This window comes from Streptosporangium sp. NPDC002524 (genome assembly GCF_040295985.1).
Classification (GTDB): domain Bacteria; phylum Actinomycetota; class Actinomycetes; order Streptosporangiales; family Streptosporangiaceae; genus Streptosporangium.
This window is the reverse complement of the sequence record NZ_JBEOWK010000015.1, coordinates 198,350-215,067: the sequence shown is the minus strand read 5'-3', so window position 1 is coordinate 215,067 and position 16,718 is coordinate 198,350. Positions and strand designations below refer to the sequence as shown.

General features: G+C 72.4%; 15 protein-coding genes. 9 read left to right on the top strand and 6 right to left on the bottom strand.

Features of this window, described 5'->3' with window-relative positions:
• Positions 1–434 precede the first annotated feature (434 nt).
• The 3 genes from ABT053_RS25880 (at position 435) to ABT053_RS25870 (ending at position 1,819) form a co-directional block, all read left to right on the top strand.
• Positions 435–731: a hypothetical protein gene (locus ABT053_RS25880; RefSeq protein WP_350972069.1), complete on the top strand. Its 297-nt coding sequence runs from the start codon at positions 435–437 to the stop codon at positions 729–731.
• Positions 732–791: 60 nt separating this feature from the next.
• Positions 792–1,421, top strand: coding sequence for a TetR/AcrR family transcriptional regulator (locus tag ABT053_RS25875; protein ID WP_329085733.1), 630 nt, complete (start codon positions 792–794; stop codon positions 1,419–1,421).
• A 167-nt stretch (positions 1,422–1,588) separates the two neighbouring features.
• On the top strand, positions 1,589–1,819 hold the full coding sequence (locus ABT053_RS25870; protein ID WP_350972068.1) for a DUF3107 domain-containing protein: 231 nt from the start codon (positions 1,589–1,591) through the stop codon (positions 1,817–1,819).
• Positions 1,820–2,293: 474 nt separating this feature from the next.
• Here ABT053_RS25870 and ABT053_RS25865 read toward each other — a convergent pair whose 3' ends face one another.
• Complete coding sequence (locus ABT053_RS25865; RefSeq protein ID WP_350972066.1) at positions 2,294–2,944, bottom strand: ferritin-like fold-containing protein; 651 nt, start codon at positions 2,942–2,944, stop codon at positions 2,294–2,296.
• 369 nt (positions 2,945–3,313) lie between these two features.
• On the opposite strand from ABT053_RS25865, the gene ABT053_RS25860 reads away from it, so the two are divergent.
• The 3 genes from ABT053_RS25860 to ABT053_RS25850 all read left to right on the top strand — a co-directional run bounded on the left by ABT053_RS25860 (position 3,314) and on the right by ABT053_RS25850 (position 7,218).
• Positions 3,314–5,254, top strand: a complete 1,941-nt coding sequence (locus tag ABT053_RS25860; RefSeq protein ID WP_350972064.1) for a DEAD/DEAH box helicase — start codon at positions 3,314–3,316, stop codon at positions 5,252–5,254.
• Positions 5,255–5,366: 112 nt separating this feature from the next.
• Positions 5,367–6,239 (top strand): alpha/beta fold hydrolase, encoded by an 873-nt coding sequence (locus ABT053_RS25855; protein ID WP_350972062.1) that lies wholly within the window; start codon positions 5,367–5,369, stop codon positions 6,237–6,239.
• A gap of 61 nt (positions 6,240–6,300) precedes the next feature.
• Positions 6,301–7,218, top strand: a complete 918-nt coding sequence (locus tag ABT053_RS25850) for an oxygenase MpaB family protein (protein WP_350972061.1) — start codon at positions 6,301–6,303, stop codon at positions 7,216–7,218.
• An 80-nt stretch (positions 7,219–7,298) separates the two neighbouring features.
• On the opposite strand, the gene ABT053_RS25845 is transcribed toward ABT053_RS25850, so the two are convergent.
• The 3 genes from ABT053_RS25845 to ABT053_RS25835 all read right to left on the bottom strand — a co-directional run bounded on the left by ABT053_RS25845 (position 7,299) and on the right by ABT053_RS25835 (position 9,676).
• Entirely contained in the window at positions 7,299–8,207 is a 909-nt protein-coding gene (locus tag ABT053_RS25845; RefSeq protein WP_350972060.1) for a RecB family exonuclease, read from the bottom strand.
• A complete protein-coding gene (locus ABT053_RS25840) occupies positions 8,208–8,933 on the bottom strand; it encodes an MBL fold metallo-hydrolase (protein WP_350972059.1) in 726 nt (241 codons plus the stop codon).
• Positions 8,934–9,034: 101 nt separating this feature from the next.
• Positions 9,035–9,676 carry a DUF6758 family protein gene (locus tag ABT053_RS25835; RefSeq protein WP_350972175.1) on the bottom strand — a complete coding sequence of 214 codons (642 nt, stop codon included), beginning with the start codon at positions 9,674–9,676 and terminating at the stop codon, positions 9,035–9,037.
• 74 nt (positions 9,677–9,750) lie between these two features.
• Between ABT053_RS25835 and ABT053_RS25830 the strand changes: the two genes are divergently transcribed.
• Complete coding sequence (locus ABT053_RS25830; RefSeq protein ID WP_350972057.1) at positions 9,751–10,149, top strand: NUDIX hydrolase; 399 nt, start codon at positions 9,751–9,753, stop codon at positions 10,147–10,149.
• Between the two features lie 55 nt (positions 10,150–10,204).
• Here the strand turns inward: ABT053_RS25830 and ABT053_RS25825 are convergent, their stop codons facing one another.
• Positions 10,205–13,654, bottom strand: coding sequence for a sialidase family protein (locus ABT053_RS25825; protein ID WP_350972056.1), 3,450 nt, complete (start codon positions 13,652–13,654; stop codon positions 10,205–10,207).
• Between the two features lie 843 nt (positions 13,655–14,497).
• Between ABT053_RS25825 and ABT053_RS25820 the strand changes: the two genes are divergently transcribed.
• Positions 14,498–15,121 (top strand): hypothetical protein, encoded by a 624-nt coding sequence (locus tag ABT053_RS25820; protein WP_350972054.1) that lies wholly within the window; start codon positions 14,498–14,500, stop codon positions 15,119–15,121.
• Positions 15,121–15,687, top strand: a complete 567-nt coding sequence (locus tag ABT053_RS25815) for a DUF6529 family protein (RefSeq protein WP_350972052.1) — start codon at positions 15,121–15,123, stop codon at positions 15,685–15,687. The genes ABT053_RS25820 and ABT053_RS25815 overlap by 1 nt, the downstream gene beginning before the upstream one ends.
• On the opposite strand, the gene ABT053_RS25810 is transcribed toward ABT053_RS25815, so the two are convergent.
• Positions 15,677–16,618, bottom strand: a complete 942-nt coding sequence (locus ABT053_RS25810) for an HpcH/HpaI aldolase/citrate lyase family protein (protein ID WP_350972051.1) — start codon at positions 16,616–16,618, stop codon at positions 15,677–15,679. The genes ABT053_RS25815 and ABT053_RS25810 overlap by 11 nt on opposite strands.
• Positions 16,619–16,718 lie beyond the last annotated feature (100 nt).

Below are 16,718 nucleotides of genomic sequence, written 5' to 3'. Positions count from 1 at the left end.
GAAATTCGAGGGGTCCCGATATCCGGGAGGTCCCGGCGCCCGGCGCGGAATCCCCCGCCCACCACGACACCGCCCGGCCCCGCCCCCTCGGACCCGTCGCCTCCCTCGAACCAGCCCCCTGCTCCCTCTGCTCTCTCTGCCCCCTCGCCTTCCTCACGCCCCGAACAACACGGCCCCCTCGATCCACTCGGCGCGGCCCTTCCCGCCGAGCACCCACTCGGCGCTCCACCCATCGCACTCACGTTCGCAAATATCGCCGGACAGCCGTGAAAGACCGTCAACGAGGCAGGCGCCGCCATGGGCAATCCGATGCCGCGTCTTTCTCGGCGCGCGGCACCCCAGGTCGTACGCTGGGCGATGTCCGACGTTTGCAGGAACCGGGTGAGGAGAGGGAACGTGCCGAAGCCCGGATGACGACAGGGGATGTCAGACATATGAACGCGCGCGGCGACAGATCGTACGGGGAAGCGGTTGCCGACCTTCCCGAGGAGCTCTCCGTCGAGACGCCCGAGGCCGACGCCGCCGAGCAACACCGGCCGGTGCGCGAGAACGGCTCCGACGCGCCCGTCGACCTTCCGATCGAGGTCGACCCCGCCGACGCCGCCGAGCAGAGCCGCACGGCTCGCGAGGAGGGGTCGGAGTGGCCCGATTCCATCCCCCTGGAGGCCGATCCCGCGGACGCCTTCGAGCAGCGGCGCACCGTCGAGCTCGACGAGGACGATTATCGCTGACCCGGGTTACCCACGCGTAGGATGGCCACAGACGCCAGGAGCTTCACACGAGGAGACCACGTGACCGCTACCCCGGACGCCAAGCCCCGGGGCACCCGGCTGCCCCGGACGGCCCGCCGCCGCCAGCTGCTCAGCGCGGCGCAGGAGGTGTTCGTGGAGAACGGCTACCACGCGGCCGCGATGGACGAGATCGCCGAGCGGGCAGGGGTGAGCAAGCCGGTCCTCTACCAGCACTTCCCCGGCAAGCAGGAGCTGTATCTCGCCCTGCTCGACCTGCACGTGGACGACATGATCGCCCGCTGTCGCGACGCCCTCGCCTCCACCACGGACAACAAGCAGCGCGTCCAGGCCGCGATCGGCGCCTTCTTCGACTTCGTCTCCAGCCAGGGCGAGGCGTTCCGGCTCGTGTTCGAGTCGGACCTCCGCAACGTCGCCCCGGTCCGCCAGCGCATGGAGCGCAACCTCCGCGAGAGCGCCGAGATGATCAGCCAGGTCATCCAGGAGGACACCGGCTGCTCCAGCGACGAGGCGCGCCTGCTCGGCGTCGGGCTCGTCGGCATGGCCGAGGTCAGCGCCCGTTACTGGATCAGCAGCAACGGCTCCATCCCCAAGGACGCGGCCACCCAGCTCATCGCCCGCCTGTCGTGGCGCGGCATCTCCGGCTTCCCCCGCACCGTCGCCGACCACTGAGCCCCCGGGCACCCCGCCCCCCGGCGGGCCGGTCTCCCCGCACCTCACCCGCGTCCGGGAATCCTCAGGCCTCCCGGCCGGGCTGTTCGCTTCCCGCGATCAACCGGCGCGTCGGATCCCCGATGGGGCGACCATGGGACGAGCAACCCTCATCGAAAGGGAGCACGATGGAAATCAAGATCGGCGTACGTTCCGTACACCGTGAACTCGTAGTGGAGACCGACCTCACGGCCGAGCAGGTCGAGAGCGAGCTCAACGCCGCCCTCGCGTCCGGCAACGGTGTCTTCACCATCACCGACGTGAACGGCCGGAAGATCATCGTCCCGGTCGCCTCACTCGGCTTCATCGAGATCGGCGAGGAGGAGGCGCGCCCCGTCGGCTTCGGCGGCACGCTCTGACGGATTCCGGACTCGCGCCAGGTCGCCCTTCGCGACATGGCGCGGTCCGCGGATCCGGTGCGGGCGCGCCCCGCCGGCCGGAAGGGGCACCGGCTCGGGAACGGCCGGAGGAGACCCCGGTCCGGGACCGGCCGGGAGGAGCGGCGGCCTCGGGACTACTGGACTCACGAACACCGTGACGGGAACACCGGGCGGGGATCCCCGCCCCGGGAGCGCCCGTCCCTCAGGTGCCCGAGCACTCGTCCCGCTCGTCGAGCCCGCAGCAGCGCGGGCGTCTGACGCGGCGGAGATGCTCCCGCCCCCGGCTGATCGCCGGGCAGCCCGCGCCCCCTCTGCGCAGCACGGGACGCGAAGTCCAGCGGTTCGGCCCACATCTCGTCAAGGAACTGCCATAGCGGCGCGAGGCCCTCATGTCCCGCACGCTACCGGATTCGTCCGCGGTGCTCCGGCGTTCGCGCCAAAGGTGAAGGGCCGCTAGGGACCCGGGGTCAGCCCGAGGGCGGCCATCCGCCGGCCGTGCGCCTCGGTCAGCCGGGCGAACATCCGGCCGATGTCCTCCCCCGCCGCCTCCACCAGCAGGGCCGCGAGCTCGGGCCTGGCGGCGGCCACGTGCTGCCCCTGGCTCAGCGCCTCCCCCACCAGGCGCCTGGCCCACAGCGCCAGCCGCCCGCCCTGCTTGGGGTCCTCCTGGAGCGCCGCGCGGACCCTCTCGACGGCGAACTGCGACCGCCCCTCGTCCGCGAGGACCTCGTCGACGAGGTTCCGCGTCTCGTCGTCCACGCCGATGGCCGCCTCGCGGTAGAAGTCGAGCGCGATCCCCGTGCCGACGTACGCCTTGACGAGAGCCTCCAGCCAGTCCCCGGGGAAGGTGAGGGCGTGCCAGTCGTCCAGCGGCCCGGTGAACGGCTCCATCGCCTTCTCGGGATCCACCCCGAGGGAGGAGAGCCGGTCGCGGAGCAACTCGAAGTGCGCGTACTCGGCCGCCGCGAGGCCGCCGAGGGCCGCCTGATCGGTCAGTGAGGGGGCGTACCGGGTGGCGTCCTCGGCGAGTCTGAGGAACGCGGTCAGCTCGGCGTAGGCGAGGACGCCGAGCAGGTCGGAGACACCGGGAGGGGAATCGCTCATGGACGCAGCCTACGAGCTCAGCGACCTCACGATTCACCGGGAATACGAAGAAATCGGTTCTCCGTTGTGGTATCGAGTACACTGCTCTGTGAAAGTGCGACCGCACCGTGTTAATCCGGGATATCCACTCCCGGACGCCCCCAAAAGTCGGCGTGACGCCGCAGCGGTCGCTGATGACATGAGAGGGCTGGACCTTCCGCGAGGACCCGGCACGGGGAACACGTTTTCTGCCCGTGGTCCCGGCAGGCCTGCCTTCAACGGAGATTTAGGCAGGCCAAGCTGACGACGTTCCGAGACCTCGGAGTCACCCCAGAGATCGCCGATGCCCTTGAGACCGAGGGCATCATCGCGCCGTTCCCGATCCAGGAAATGGCACTCCCCCTGGCCCTCAACGGCCAGGACATCATCGGCCAGGCGCGCACCGGCACCGGCAAGACCTACGCCTTCGGCGTGGCGATGCTGCAACGTGTCGGCAAGCCGAGGAAGAACCGCAAGAAGCCCCGCGGGCTGGTCGTCGTGCCGACCCGCGAGCTCGCCGTCCAGGTCACCGAGGACCTCGTGACGGCGGCCGGCAAGCTCGGCTCGCGGATCCTCACCGTGTACGGCGGGCGCGCCTACGAACCCCAGATCGAGGCGCTCAAGCAGGGCGTCGACGTCATCGTCGGCACCCCGGGCCGCCTGCTCGACCTGGTCAAGCAGAAGCACCTCGACCTCAGCCAGATCGGCACGCTCGTCCTGGACGAGGCCGACCGGATGCTCGACCTGGGCTTCCTGCCCGACATCGAGCGCATCATCAAGCTCATCCCCGCGGAGCGGCAGACGATGCTGTTCTCCGCGACCCTGCCGGGCGAGATCGTCGCCCTGTCCAGGCGTTACCTCACCCGTCCCACCCACGTACGGGCCGAGAACAACGACATCGAGGCCGAGGCGACCCCGCAGACGACGCAGTTCGTCTGGCGCACGCACCGGATGGACAAGATCGAGATCGTCGGCCGCCTGCTGCAGTGCGAGGGCCGCGGGCTCACGATGATCTTCTGTGAGACCAAGCGCGCCTGCGACATGGTCGTCGAGCAGCTCAAGGAGCGCGGCTTCGCCGCCGCGGCCGTGCACGGCGACCTCGGCCAGGGCCAGCGCGAGCAGGCCCTGCGGGCCTTCCGCAACGGCAAGATCGACGTGCTGGTCGCGACCGACGTCGCGGCGCGCGGCATCGACGTCGACGACGTCACCCACGTCGTCAACTACGACTGCCCGCAGGACGAGAAGGCGTACGTCCACCGGATCGGCCGCACCGGCCGGGCCGGCAAGACAGGCGTCGCGGTGACCTTCGTCGAGTGGGAGGACCTCACTCGCTGGAAGGTCATCAACAACGCGCTCTCGCTCCCCTTCCCCGAGCCGGTCGAGACCTACTCGACCTCCCCGCACGTCTTCAGCGACCTGGGCATCCCCGAGGGCACCAAGGGCGTGCTGCCGCGCGCCAACCGCTCCCGGGCGGGCCTGGCCGCCGAGGAGGTCGAGGATCTCGGCGAGACGGGCCGCATCCGGTCCCGCTCCCCGCGCAAGGGGCGCGAGGACGACTCCCGCAGGGGACGCGACGACGACCGCGAGGAGCGCCGTGAGCGCCCCGCGCGCACGTCCCGCGAGCGCCGCCGCACCCGCGGAGGCCGTACCGGCGAGGAGACCCCCGCGCCGGTCGTGGCCGAGGAGGTTCAGCCCCCTGTCGTCGAGATCGCCGAGGTGGAGCCCGACATGGCAGCCCGCAGGGACGTCCGTGACGAGCAGTCCGCCGAGACCGCGCCCCGCAGGGGACGGGCTCGCAAGGCGGGTCTGAATCCCGAGGTGAGCCTCGTCGGCACGGCGGAGGCACCGGAGACCCCGGTGGCCCCGGCGGCACAGGCTGTCCCGGCGCACGCCGAGCCCGTGGCGGAGGAGCCGGTTCGCCGGCAGCGCCGCGGCAGGCGCGAGCAGCAGGCGGACGTCCAGGTGACCCCGGTGACCCCGGCGGTCGCGGAGGCCCCCTCGGCTCCGTCGTGGGCCGAGGAGCGGGTGGCGGAGTTCACGGATCCCGGAGAGGACGACGACACCATGGCAGAGCGCTGGGACGACGAGCCCGTGGCGGAGGCCCCCAGGCCCCGGCCGCAGCCCGAGAAGATCATTCCTCCGAGCCCGTTCTCGGTGATCTTCAAGTCGCCCGACCTGGCGTCGGAGGACGACGAGATCGCCCCCTCGGCGGCCTCGGAACGCGTGCAGAGCCGCCGTCGCCCCCCGGCGCGCAGCGGCCAGCAACAGCGGGGAACGCGTCGCCCCAACTAGAAGTGTCACCATGTGAAGGGGCGCGACCTTGCCGGTGGCGCCCCTTTTTCACGCTCCCGGCCCCTTCCGGACGCACGGAGCGATGTCACCAAGAGAGGTATCGTGGGGCCACGTGAGTACGCCGCGTTTTCTGACCCTGCCTCCTGGCGTCCGCTCTCGTCAGATCGAGACGGCGGTGGGCGCCTTCGCCGTACTGGAGGCCCTGCCCGTCAGCGGCATCCCCGAGCGGTGGCCCGCCCTGCTCGTTCCCGGCCTGACCGGCAGCAAGGAAGACTTCATCGCGGTCCTGCAGACGCTCGCGCAGTCGGGCCGTCAGGTCGTCGCGGTCGACATGCGCGGCCAGTTCGAGACGAACGGCCCTGACGACAGGAGCGCCTACACCTGCGCGGCGCTCGGCAACGACGTCGACGTCCTGGCCCAGGTGATCGGCCACGGCGGCCCGATCCACCTGGTCGGCCACTCGTTCGGCGGCCTGGTCACCCGGGAGGCGGTCATCGACGGCCGCACCCGGTTCGTGTCCTACACGCTCATGAGCTCCGGGCCCGCCGCGATCGTCGGGCCCCGCGAGCGCGCGGGCCGCTTCATGATCTCGGAGCTGCCCGGCGTCGGCCTGGAGCACCTGTGGCACACCCGGATGGAGCCCGAGGCCCTGGCCTCGGGGGTGTCCGACGAGATCATCGCCTTCCTGCGCAAGCGGCTGTTCGCCAACTCGCCCGTCGGCATGCTCACGATGACCGAGGAGGTGCTCTCCGCGCCCGACCGGTGCGACGAGCTCACCCAGGTCGGGATCGACACCCTGGTCCTGTACGGCGAGCACGACGACGGCTGGCCGCCCCGCATGCAGTCGGAGATGGCCCGCCGCCTGGACGCCGACTGCGTGGTCGTCCCCGGCTCTGCCCACTCCCCCGCGGTGGAGGCCCCCGAGACCACGGCCGCCGCCCTCATCCGCTTCTGGAACGCCGCCGAGAGCCGCCTGAGGAGCTGACCGGCCGGGGGCCCGGTCTTGTTGGACGGGCCGCTGGACGCCGTGTCACCATGTGCCGACCATGGCCAGCATCGAGGACATCGGGAAGATCGTCGTCCAGCCACCGCACACCGCGACGTGGCTGGTGCACATCGACCGCTCCATGTGGATCGGCGGGGTCGGCGGCCTCATGCTCCAGGCCCTGCACCCGCTCGCGATGCGCGGGGTCTGGCAGAACTCCGACTTCCGGCGGGACCCGTTCGGGAGGCTCCGGCGTACGGCGGACTTCGTGGGCAGGGTCACCTTCGGCAGTCCCGCCGAGGCCGACGAGATCGGCCGCCGCGTCCGGGGGATCCACCGGCGGCTGCGCTTCGACGACCCCGGCACCGGCCGGGTCCGCCGGGTGGACGACCCGGAGCTGCTGCTCTGGGTGCACTGCGCGGAGGTCTCCTCCTACCTGTCCGTGGCGCGGCGCTCGGGCCTGGGGCTCGACGACCGCCAGGCCGACCGCTACCTGGCCGAGCAGCGCCGCAGCGCCACCTACGTCGGCCTGCACGCCGAGGACGTGCCCGGCTCCCTGGCGGAGCTGGACGACTACTTCGCCGCGACGCGCCCGCTGCTGAGGGCCACCCCCGAGGCCGTGTCCACGGTCCGCTTCCTGATGTGGCCGCGCCTGCCCGACGGGCTGCGCGCCCTCGCCCCGGGCAAACCCGTCTACTTCCCCTTCGGGGCGCTCTGCTACTACGCGCTGCCTGACTGGGCCAGGCGGATGTACGGCGTGCTGCCCGAGGTGCCGCCGGGTGCGGTGACCGCGGGGCTGAGAGCGTTCCGGCTCGCCCTGGGCACGCTGCCCGAGCCCGTCCACGACCGGGCGTTCATGCCCGCCACCCGCGAGATGCTCGCCGCCTCGCGCGAGCGGCTCGGCGCGGCGGGCTACGACATGGGCGGGGGGCTCAGGGGGCTGACCGACCCGCGCCGCTGGCCGTCCCGGCCCTCCTGACCTCTCACCGATCTCTGGCGCGAACGCGGCCTCGGCCTCGGTCCCGGGAGATCAGGAGGGGCGGGCCTCGCCCGCGGGGGTCAGTCGGCGAGGGCGGCCCAGGGCTCGCGGTCTTCGCCCACGGCCTGGCCCTCGGGGCAGTGGCGGCGGAAGTCGCACCACGAGCACAGCGGGCCCGTACGGGGCGGGAAGACCGCGTCGATCTCGGGGGGCACCTCGGGGGCGGAACGGTCGCCGCCGCCGCGCGCCTTGGGCGGCGCGGTCCCCTTGGGGCGGGTGGTGGCCGACCACTCCTTGTAGCGCTCGTCGGCCTCGGAGGCCTCGGCGGCGATCTCCTCGGCGTGGCCCAGGTGGCGGGCGAGCGACTCGTCGCTGTGCTCCCACTCCACGATCGAGGCGGTCGGCAGGTGGTGCAGCTCGACCCGGTGGCAGGGGCGGCGCATCATCCGGGAGGAGGCGATGGCGTAGACCGCGAGCGCGAGCGAGGAACGGGCGTCGTCGGTGCTCAGCGGGCGGCGGCCGGTCTTGTAGTCGACCACGACCAGCTCCTCGCCGCGCCGGTCGAGCCGGTCCACCCGGCCGGAGAGCGCCAGGACGGACGTGCGCGTGGCGACCGTACGCTCGACGCCGACCGGCTCGGCGGACGGGTCGAGGCTCGCGACGTATCCGGAGACCATCTCCCCGGCCCTGTCACGCCAGGTCCGCGACTGCTCGGCGTCGCGGAACCCCTCGTTGATCCATCCCGTGGCGAGCAGGCTCCGCGCGATCTCGGGCGTGCGCCGCTCGTACGGCTCGCGCCACCAGGCCGCCAGGGCGTTGTGCACGCTGGCGCCCACGCTGTTGTGCGCCCACGGCGGGCCCTTCTGCGGCGTGGGCCGGTCCATGTAGGTGAACCGGTAGCGGCGGGGACAGTCGAGCCAGTTGTTCAGCCGCGACGGCGTGCAGGCGTAGAGCCGCCGCGGCATGCCCTCCAGGGGAAGCTGGTCCATCTACAGCAGGTCGTTCCGGGGGTTCAGCCGGATTCCGGACACGCGGGTGCCGTCGGTCAGCGGACCCTCCTCTTCCTCCGGCGCGTCGGGGTCGCGGGTGAGCGAGCCGGAGAGCCAGGCGTCGAACTGGGGCTCCAGATCGCCGATGGTCGTCTCCTCGCCGTGCGCGGGCAGCACCCGGGTGCGGTGCGGCAGGGTGAACAGCCGCCCGCCGATGGCGGTCAGCTGGTCGGCCAGCGCGGGGTACTCACCGCCGATCTTTCCGGGGCCGTCGGCCTGGAGGGTCTTGCCGGTGAAGACGGCGTCCAGGGCCTCGCAGTACAGCGAGACGCCACCGTGGGAGATGCCCGGGGTGGACATGACCTCCAGCTGGACGCCGCCGACCTCGAACAGGCCGTCGTCCTCCATGTCGATGTCCGGCCAGGTGTCGGGCCAGGTCAGCCGCCACAGCGGCCGGTCCTTCGGGTGGAGTGCGACCACCGCCTCGTCTCTGGCCGCGACCTCGATGGCCGCGCCCACGTGGTCGGGCAGGCCGTGGGTGCAGATGATCGCCAGCACCTCCCGCTCGCCGACCTTCTCCAGGATCCTCTCCGCGTCGCGCGCGGCGTCGATGACGATGACATCCTCGTCGTCACCCAGGATCCACGTGTTGTTCTCGACCTTGTGCTCGACGCCGTCGACATCGACGACGCCCTCGGTCACCACTCGCTCGATACGCGCTGTCACGCTTCCGAACTTTACTGCCTCCCCCCGCCCCCCGGTTCGGACAGAAGGGTCAAGTCTCCGGAGAAGGGGAGGGCGGGGCGGGTGCGGGCGGCCCGGCGGTGTCAGGGCGCCGGGACGTCCAGACGCGGCGAGAACGCCCCGAAGGGCAGGTCGAGGGTCTGGTCCTGGTCGCGGAGGTCACGCAGGGACAGCTCGGCCAGGGTGATCAGATAACCGGCCTCGGCGGGCCACACGACCGCCCAGAGCCAGTTTCCCAGCGCCTCGCCCGCGTAGACGGCCCGGTCGGGGGCGGCGGTGACGCACCACAGGGCGGACGGATGGCCCCGGACGTCGATCTTGGCGTGCGGCGGGCCCTTGTCGAACCCGGTCCCCGGGTCGGTGGCGTCCAGTCCCGCGAACGCCGCGCCGAGCCCCACTCCGGGCTCCTCGGCGATGATCAGCAGGTCGGCGGGGCCGTGGGTCAGCGAGGGGCCGGAGACCGCGACCACGGTGGCCCGCACGTCGCTGCGCTCGTCGCCCACCTCGCCGAACCCCGTGACCAGCCACCCCGTGGGCAGCGGCCAGGGAACCCAGGCGGGCACGCGGGCACCTCGGGTGACGGCCTCCACGGCCGCGGAGGACGGAGGTCTGGGTGGCTGGAACGGCAGGACATCGCCGTGGGGACCGCATCTCCAGGAGCTTGACCAAGCACTCGGCGGACGAAGCGGGCCGAAACACCGTGGGCACGTAGGGGCGGCTTTCACGCCTACCCACGCTGCTTCTTCGGCGGGCCATCCGTCAAGAGGCTTGGTCGTTATCACAACGTAATGTTGTTCACGTGCGCGTAAATTGTGTCGGAGCGATCGTCTTTGACGGCTCGGGGCGGATGCTGCTGGTCCGCCGGGGCCGGCCGCCCGGTGAGGGCCTGTGGTCCGTCCCCGGCGGGCGGGTCGAACCCGGGGAGTCCGACCCCGAGGCGGTCGCCAGGGAGGTCCTGGAGGAGACCGGGCTGACGGTCGTCCCCGGGCCCCTGGCCGGGACCGTCGACCGCCCGGGTCCCGGTGGCGCCGTCTACGAGATCCGCGACTATCTCGCCGAGGTCTCCGGGGGCACGCTCGCCGCCGGGGACGACGCCGCGGACGCCCGCTGGTTCACCCCCGAGGAGCTCCCCCGGCTCCCCCTCACCCCCGGCCTGCTGGACGCGCTGGCCGAGTGGGGGGTCATCGCGCCCGGGTGAGTTCGCGCGGCCCGGTCACGGGACCGCCGCGAGCGCGGAGCGCGGCGGTTCCCGGTCATCGCGACGAGGTGAGCGTGGAGCGCCACAGGGTGAGGTGGTCCGCGCTGTAGGTGGTGGAGCGGCCCAGGGCCACGACCTGGCCGCCGGAGACCGCCACCGCGCCGAGCCACTGGGCGCCGTCGCCGTCCAGGCTGCCCTGGCGCGGGGTGTGGCGCTGCCACTTCAGGCCGTCCTCGGAGGTCCAGGCCGCGCTGTCGCCGGCCCCCGGCGCCCCGTGCCAGCCGACGGCCACCACACCCTCCGGCGTCGCGGCGAGGTCCTGGACGGCGGACGCCCGGTCGGCGGGGAGCCAGGAGAACTCCCAGCTCGCCCCGTTGTCGTCCGACACCGCGCCGAAGGCCCTCGTGCCGTCCTCCGTCCTGGCCGTGCCCGCCGCGACGACGTACCCGCCGTACAGGACCACGTGCCGCAGGCCCGCGGACGTCGCCCCCGGGGGCAGGACCGGCTTGCGCGCGGTCCAGTTGACCCCGTCGGCCGACACCCAGACCACCCCGGTCTCGCGCTCGGCCGTGCCGGTGCCGCCGACCGCCACGTACCCGGACGAGGTCGCGGAGACGTCGTGCAGCCGCACCCCCGTACCGCCCGCGGGAAGCTTGGAGGCCCTGGCGAAGCGCTTGAGGTCGGCGGAGAACCACAGGACGGGCACGGTGGCGGCGGGCCCGCGGTCCTCGCCCGCCATGACGTAGCCGGACGGCCCCGCGGCCACCGCGTGCGGGGCGAGGAAGTCGTGGTCGTTCGCCGGGGCGAGGGGGCCCAGCACCGGCACCCTGCGCCAGCTCTGGCCGTCGGAGGAGGTGAGCATCAGCGGTTCGGTGGAGGAGGCGTCGGTCATCGTGCTGCCGACGGTCAGCCAGCCCCGCCTGCCGTGCGCGACGTCGGCCAGCGCCTGCCGCCTGGGGCCGCCGAGGAGCTGCGCCGGGCCACCGGCCTTCCAGTTCTCACCGCTCCCGCTGTTCCAGATCCCGGCGTCGCCGGAGACGGCGCCCACGGCGACGAACCCGCCGTCCCCCGCGGCCACCCTGGCCGTCTCGCGGGCGGCTCTGGCGAGGCCCTGGATCCCGCCCAGGGACACCGGCTTCGGCTCGCCGCCCTTGGGCGCGGTGATGAGGACCACCCGGTTGTCCACGTCGGCGGCACGCTCGTCGCCGCCGACGACGAGCGTGCCGTTGTCGGACATCGCGAGGGCCCGCAGCGAGCCCGGCACCTCGCCGAGGTCGGTGGTCCTGTTCCAGTCGCGGCCGTCCTCGCTGGTGTGGACGGTGTAGCGCTCGAAGCCCGACTCGACGACCGCGGCCACCCCCGCAGAGGAGGAGGCGAGGCGCTTGACACCCGTGCCCTCCGGCCCCAGGCCGGTGATGGCGCCGCAAGCCTTCCAGTCGGCGCCCTCGGGCGAGCAGTAGACGCGGACCTCGCCCTCGTCGCTGCGCTGCTGGGTCGGTACGAGCACGAACCCGTCGGCGGCCACCGCGAGCGCTCCCGGCTCCGGGACGACGTCGTTGAGCGCGGTGCCGGTCCGCTGCCAGCTCCTGCCCCCGTCGGACGAGCGCAGGATGACCGAGGTGGACTGGCCCTGGGCCGGGTCGGCCAGCGCGACGACGGTGTCCCCCTTGGCGACGACCGCCTTGATGCCGCGCACCTTGTCCGGCATGCCGATCTCCCGGGTCTCCACCCGGTCCCAGGCGCGCCCGTCCGGGGAGACCCAGGCGACGGCCCCGGTGGTGCCGTCGTCCAGTACGGCGGCGCCGACCGCGACGAACCCGGAGCCGGTCCTGGCCAAGTCCATGATCTTGTCGCCACGCGTGAAGGCGCCCAGCTCGCCGGGGTCGGCCGCGGTCCAGCCGTAGCCGTCGGAGCTGGTCCACAGGCCGTGCCCGGAACCGAGGGGGTCGTTCCCCGCGGCCAGCCAGAGGCCGTCGCCGCCCGCCACCCGGCCCACCGTGGTCGGCCCCGTCTCGTACCCCGCCGGGCCGGTCACCCTGCCCAGCTGCCAGGTCGTGCCGCCGTCGGGAGAGACCAGGAACAGCGGCCTGGGGACCGGGCTGGTGGTGTCGCTGCCGACCGCGACCATGACGGAGCCCACCGAGGCGACCGCGTTGAGCACCTGGTTGGACCCGTTGCCGCCGACACCGGCCTGCGGCACGAAGTTGTCGTCGCCCGAGCTCACCTCGTCGCCGACCAGCCGGAGGCCGGTGGCGAACGGGCTGCTCACCCAGCCCCACAGGACCAGGCCGCCGCCGACCGCGACGGTGAGGACGAGGACCATCAGGAACGGGATCACCAGCCCCCGGCCGCGCCTGCGCCTGGTCGGGGTGGAACGGCGCACGGCGGAGGGCGCGGTGGCCGGGCGGTGGTGCCGCCCGCCGTTCGGCCCCCGCCTGCCGGGCGGGCCCTCCGCGACGAGCAGGTCGGGCCTGGCGGGCCTGCCACCGGGCGGGCGGCCCACGCGGCGTACGGGTTCGAAGTCGTCCTCGACCGGCACGGGGGGCCGCTCGTACTCGGCGGACGGTTCAGGCTCGGCGGACCGCTCGTACTCGGCGGGCCGTCCGGGGTCGGCGGGCCGCTCGTGCCCGGCGGGCCATCCGGGTTCGGCGGGCCGCTCGTACTCGGCCGACCGCTCGTGCTCGGCGGGCCGTCCGGGCACGAAGCCGGGCACCGATCCGGGGTCCGGCCTGGACTCCGGCCTGGATTCCGCTCGGGGTTCCGGTCTGGTCCGCGCTCCGGGTTCCGGTCTGGGCGCGGGCCGGGACTCCGGCTCCGGCGCCGGTTCCGGCGTCGCCGCGATGCTCGGCTCGACCCTGATCCGGTCCTCGGGCACGGGCGGAGGTCCCGTCCGGCCCATCTCCGTCTCCCGAGGAGGTGCCGAAGTCTCCCGGGACGGCGCCGAGGCGACCAGGAGATCGGGCCGTTCGGCCCTTCTCCTGCCCCTGCGCTCGGGGGCGGGCCCGGAGGCGACCAGCAGGTCCGGACGGTCCACCAGGCGCGGACGCCCCCGCTCGGGCGTGGCGTGGCGTCCCGGCCCCCCGGGCCTCTCCTCCACGGGCGGGGAATCGGCGGCGGGACCGGCGGGAGGCTCCTGCGGGGGCGGGGGCCCGGCGGCCTGGGACGCGGGAGGCTGAGGTACGGGAGGCTGAGGCGTGGAAGGCGGGGACGCGGGGCCGTAGGGGCGGGCGTACGGGCGGCGACGCTCGCCACCGAGACCCTCGGGGCGGGCCTGGGGCGGCTCGCCGTCGTCCGGGGTGGGCGCCGCGAACGGCGGGAGCATCCACGGGGACGCCATGGGGAGACCTCGCGCCCCGTCGTCGGAGGGGCCCGGCGGGGTGTGCTGGATCGTCGGCGGGGACGGGTGGGACTCCTGGGACCCGCCTTCGTGCACAGCATCGTCGTGTACGCCGTCGTCGTCCGCCGGCCACTCTCGCGAGCGCGGGTCGTGGGGGCCCGAGGCCACGCTCAGCACCTCCTTGCAGGAAGCCCGTTCCAGCCCGGAGTCACCACCCCGGACCGTTCCAGTCGTCTCCGTAACAGCAGGCCGCAACCCCTACGGATGCGGCAAATCGCACGCGACCCTACTACTACCCCGTTCTCCGGAAACGATCACCTCCCACGGCCGGATACCCGGCCGCCTTCCGTACACAGTCAAGAGCAACACGTCCGGGCCGCAATGACGAGACCTCTCTAGTCAGATTTATCAACCGAGCGCCGGAATTGTCAGGTTTTATCCTTTAAATTTCAAAAACATCAGCCACTGGAAGATCCCCCGAATCCCCCGTTGCGAGGACCGACGCTGGGACCGACCGCGGGGAGCGATCAGGGGGACCGATCGCGAGAGCCGGTCACGCGAACCGATCACAGGGCCGGTCACGCGAACCGGTCACGGCGCGGGCGCGAGGGCCATGCGCGGGACGGGCGTAAGGGCCGGGCGCGAGGGCCGGTCACGCGCCCTCGGACGATCACCAGGCGGCGGGTGAACGTAATCCTCGGCGTCGCGGGACACCCCCGTTGTCGCGGAACGTGACGCCCCCGGCCGTCAATCACGGTTTTTCCGGTGAAACCCCGTTAAACGACACCTCGCTCCGCCTAGAGTCGCGAGGCATCACAGTCGGCAACGGTCGGCAGCGGTCCACCTCCGGCAAGAAGCCTCCGGCAGGAATCCGGCTTCGTCGGCCCGTGTGCGGATTAGTTCACAGACTCCCGGAACGACGGCATGTACACCTGACTTCACAACCCACCACCCCAGGGAGCGGATATGACACGGCTGGGGCCCGTATACACACTGGCGGCAGGAGCGGTGATGGCCGTCGCCCTCGGCGTGGCCAGCGCCACCACCTCACCGGCCACACAGGCCGTCAACGCACAGGACGACGTGGCCGCCCCGGTGGCCCAGGCCACCACGGAGGCCACGCCCGAACCGGAGCCGGAGGCCGTCAAGACGGCCAAACCCACCCCCGTCAAGGCCGACTACGCCGGGCGGGTCACCGGCAACGGCGGGCTGATCGCCATCTCCATCAGGAACGGCAAGGCGGTCGGCTACTTCTGCGACGGCAAGATCGAGGCCTGGATGAAGGGCAAGGCCGCCGACGGCAAGGTCACCCTGTCCGGCCGCCACGGCGCCTCACTCACCGCCCGGCTCGCCGGCGGCAGGGCCACGGGAGACCTCGGTTTCGACGGTAAGAAGTGGACCTTCAAGGCGCCGACCGTGAAGAAGCCCTCCGGCCTCTACCGGGCGACCGCGCTCGTGCGCGGCGCGAACGTCCGGGCCGGATGGATCTACCTCGACGACGGCACCAGGGTCGGCCTCACCCTCGTGGGTGACAAGGTCGCCGAGGTGCCGATCCCCGAGCCGGGAGAGAACGCCGTCGTGAACGGCGTGGAGGTCGACCCGCAGGACGTCGACGAGTTCATCGAGGGGTTCTGATGAGTGACACGCAGATCACGCCGGTCCAGCACCGGCAGCCGAACAACATCGCGCCGCTCCTCGTCCCGCTCGTCGTCGGCGGGCTGGTCGCGGTCGGGCTGGGCGTCTACGGGCGGGTCCACGCGCCCACCGGGTACGCGATCGGCCTGGCCGGGTTCTCCGGGGCGCTGGCCATGAAGGCCTGGCTCACCACCGGCGCGTTCCTGCTCGCACTGGTCCAGCTCTTCTCCGCGCTGGTCATGTGGGGCCGGATCAAGCTGGACGTGCCGTGGATCGGGACCCTGCACCGCTGGTCGGGGCGGGTCGCGTTCATCCTCACGATCCCGGTGGCGCTCCACTGCCTGTACGCGCTCGGCACCCAGTTCGACGTGCCGCGCGTGATGATCCACTCGCTGCTCGGCTGCTTCTTCTACGGTGTCTTCACCGCGAAGATGCTGTCGCTGCCCAAGCGGGGCCTGCCCGGCTGGACCCTCCCGGTCCTCGGCGGGCTGACCTTCGTCGCCCTGACCGGCCTCTGGCTGACCTCGTCGTTCTGGTTCTTCACCACCATCGGGATCAAGCTGTAGGCGGGGTGAAGGCCGTGGTCCGCCGCAGCCCGGCGGCCCTGCCCTTCGCCGCGACCACCAGCGCCATCTTCCTGGACGCCTCGTCGATCATCTCGTCGCCGAGCATGACCGCGCCGCGCCTCTCGACCGTCGTGTAGTACTCGTACGCGTCGAGGATCAGCTCGGCGTGGTCATAGTCCTCCTGCGGCGGCGAGAACACCTCGTTCGCCGCCTCGATCTGGGAGGGGTGCAGCACCCACTTCCCGTCGAACCCGAGCGCCGCGGCCCGCCCCGCCACCCGGCGGAACCCGTCGAGATCCTTGATCGCCAGGTACGGGCCGTCGACGGCCTGCAGGTCGTGTGTCCTGGCGGCCATCAGGATCCGCATCAGGATGTAGTGGTAGGCGTCGCCCTCGGTGTAGCCGGGCGGCTGCTCACCGACCACCAGGGTCCGCATGTTGATCGAGGCCATGAAGTCGGCCGGGCCGAACACGAGCGTCTCCAGGCGCGGGGACGCGCCGCCGATGGCGTCCACGTTGACCAGGCCCCTGGCGTTCTCGATCTGGGCCTCGATGCCGATCCGGCCGACCGGGAGGCCGTTCGCCTTCTCGATCTGGGTGAGCAGCGTGTCGAGCCACATCACCTGGGCCGCGTCCTCCACCTTGGGCAGCATCAGGCAGTCGACGAACTCCCCCGCGCCCTCCACGACCTCGATGACGTCCCGGTAGGTCCACTGGGTGCCGAGGTCGTTGACCCGGACGACCCTCGTCCTGCCCGACCAGTCGCCCTCGCGCAGGGCGGCCACGACGTTCTTGCGCGCGCCCTCCTTGGCGAGCGGCGCGACGGAGTCCTCCAGGTCGAGGAAGACCTCGTCCGCGGGGAGCCCCTGCGCCTTCTCCAGGAACCTGGGGTTGCTGCCGGGCACCGCGAGACACGATCGTCGGGAACGCATGGGAACACGCTAACGCCCGCCCGGGAACGGACGACAGACCGGCCGGATGTTACGGGTGTTGCGGATGTTACGGCCATCATGACCGTTATGGCCGTTATGG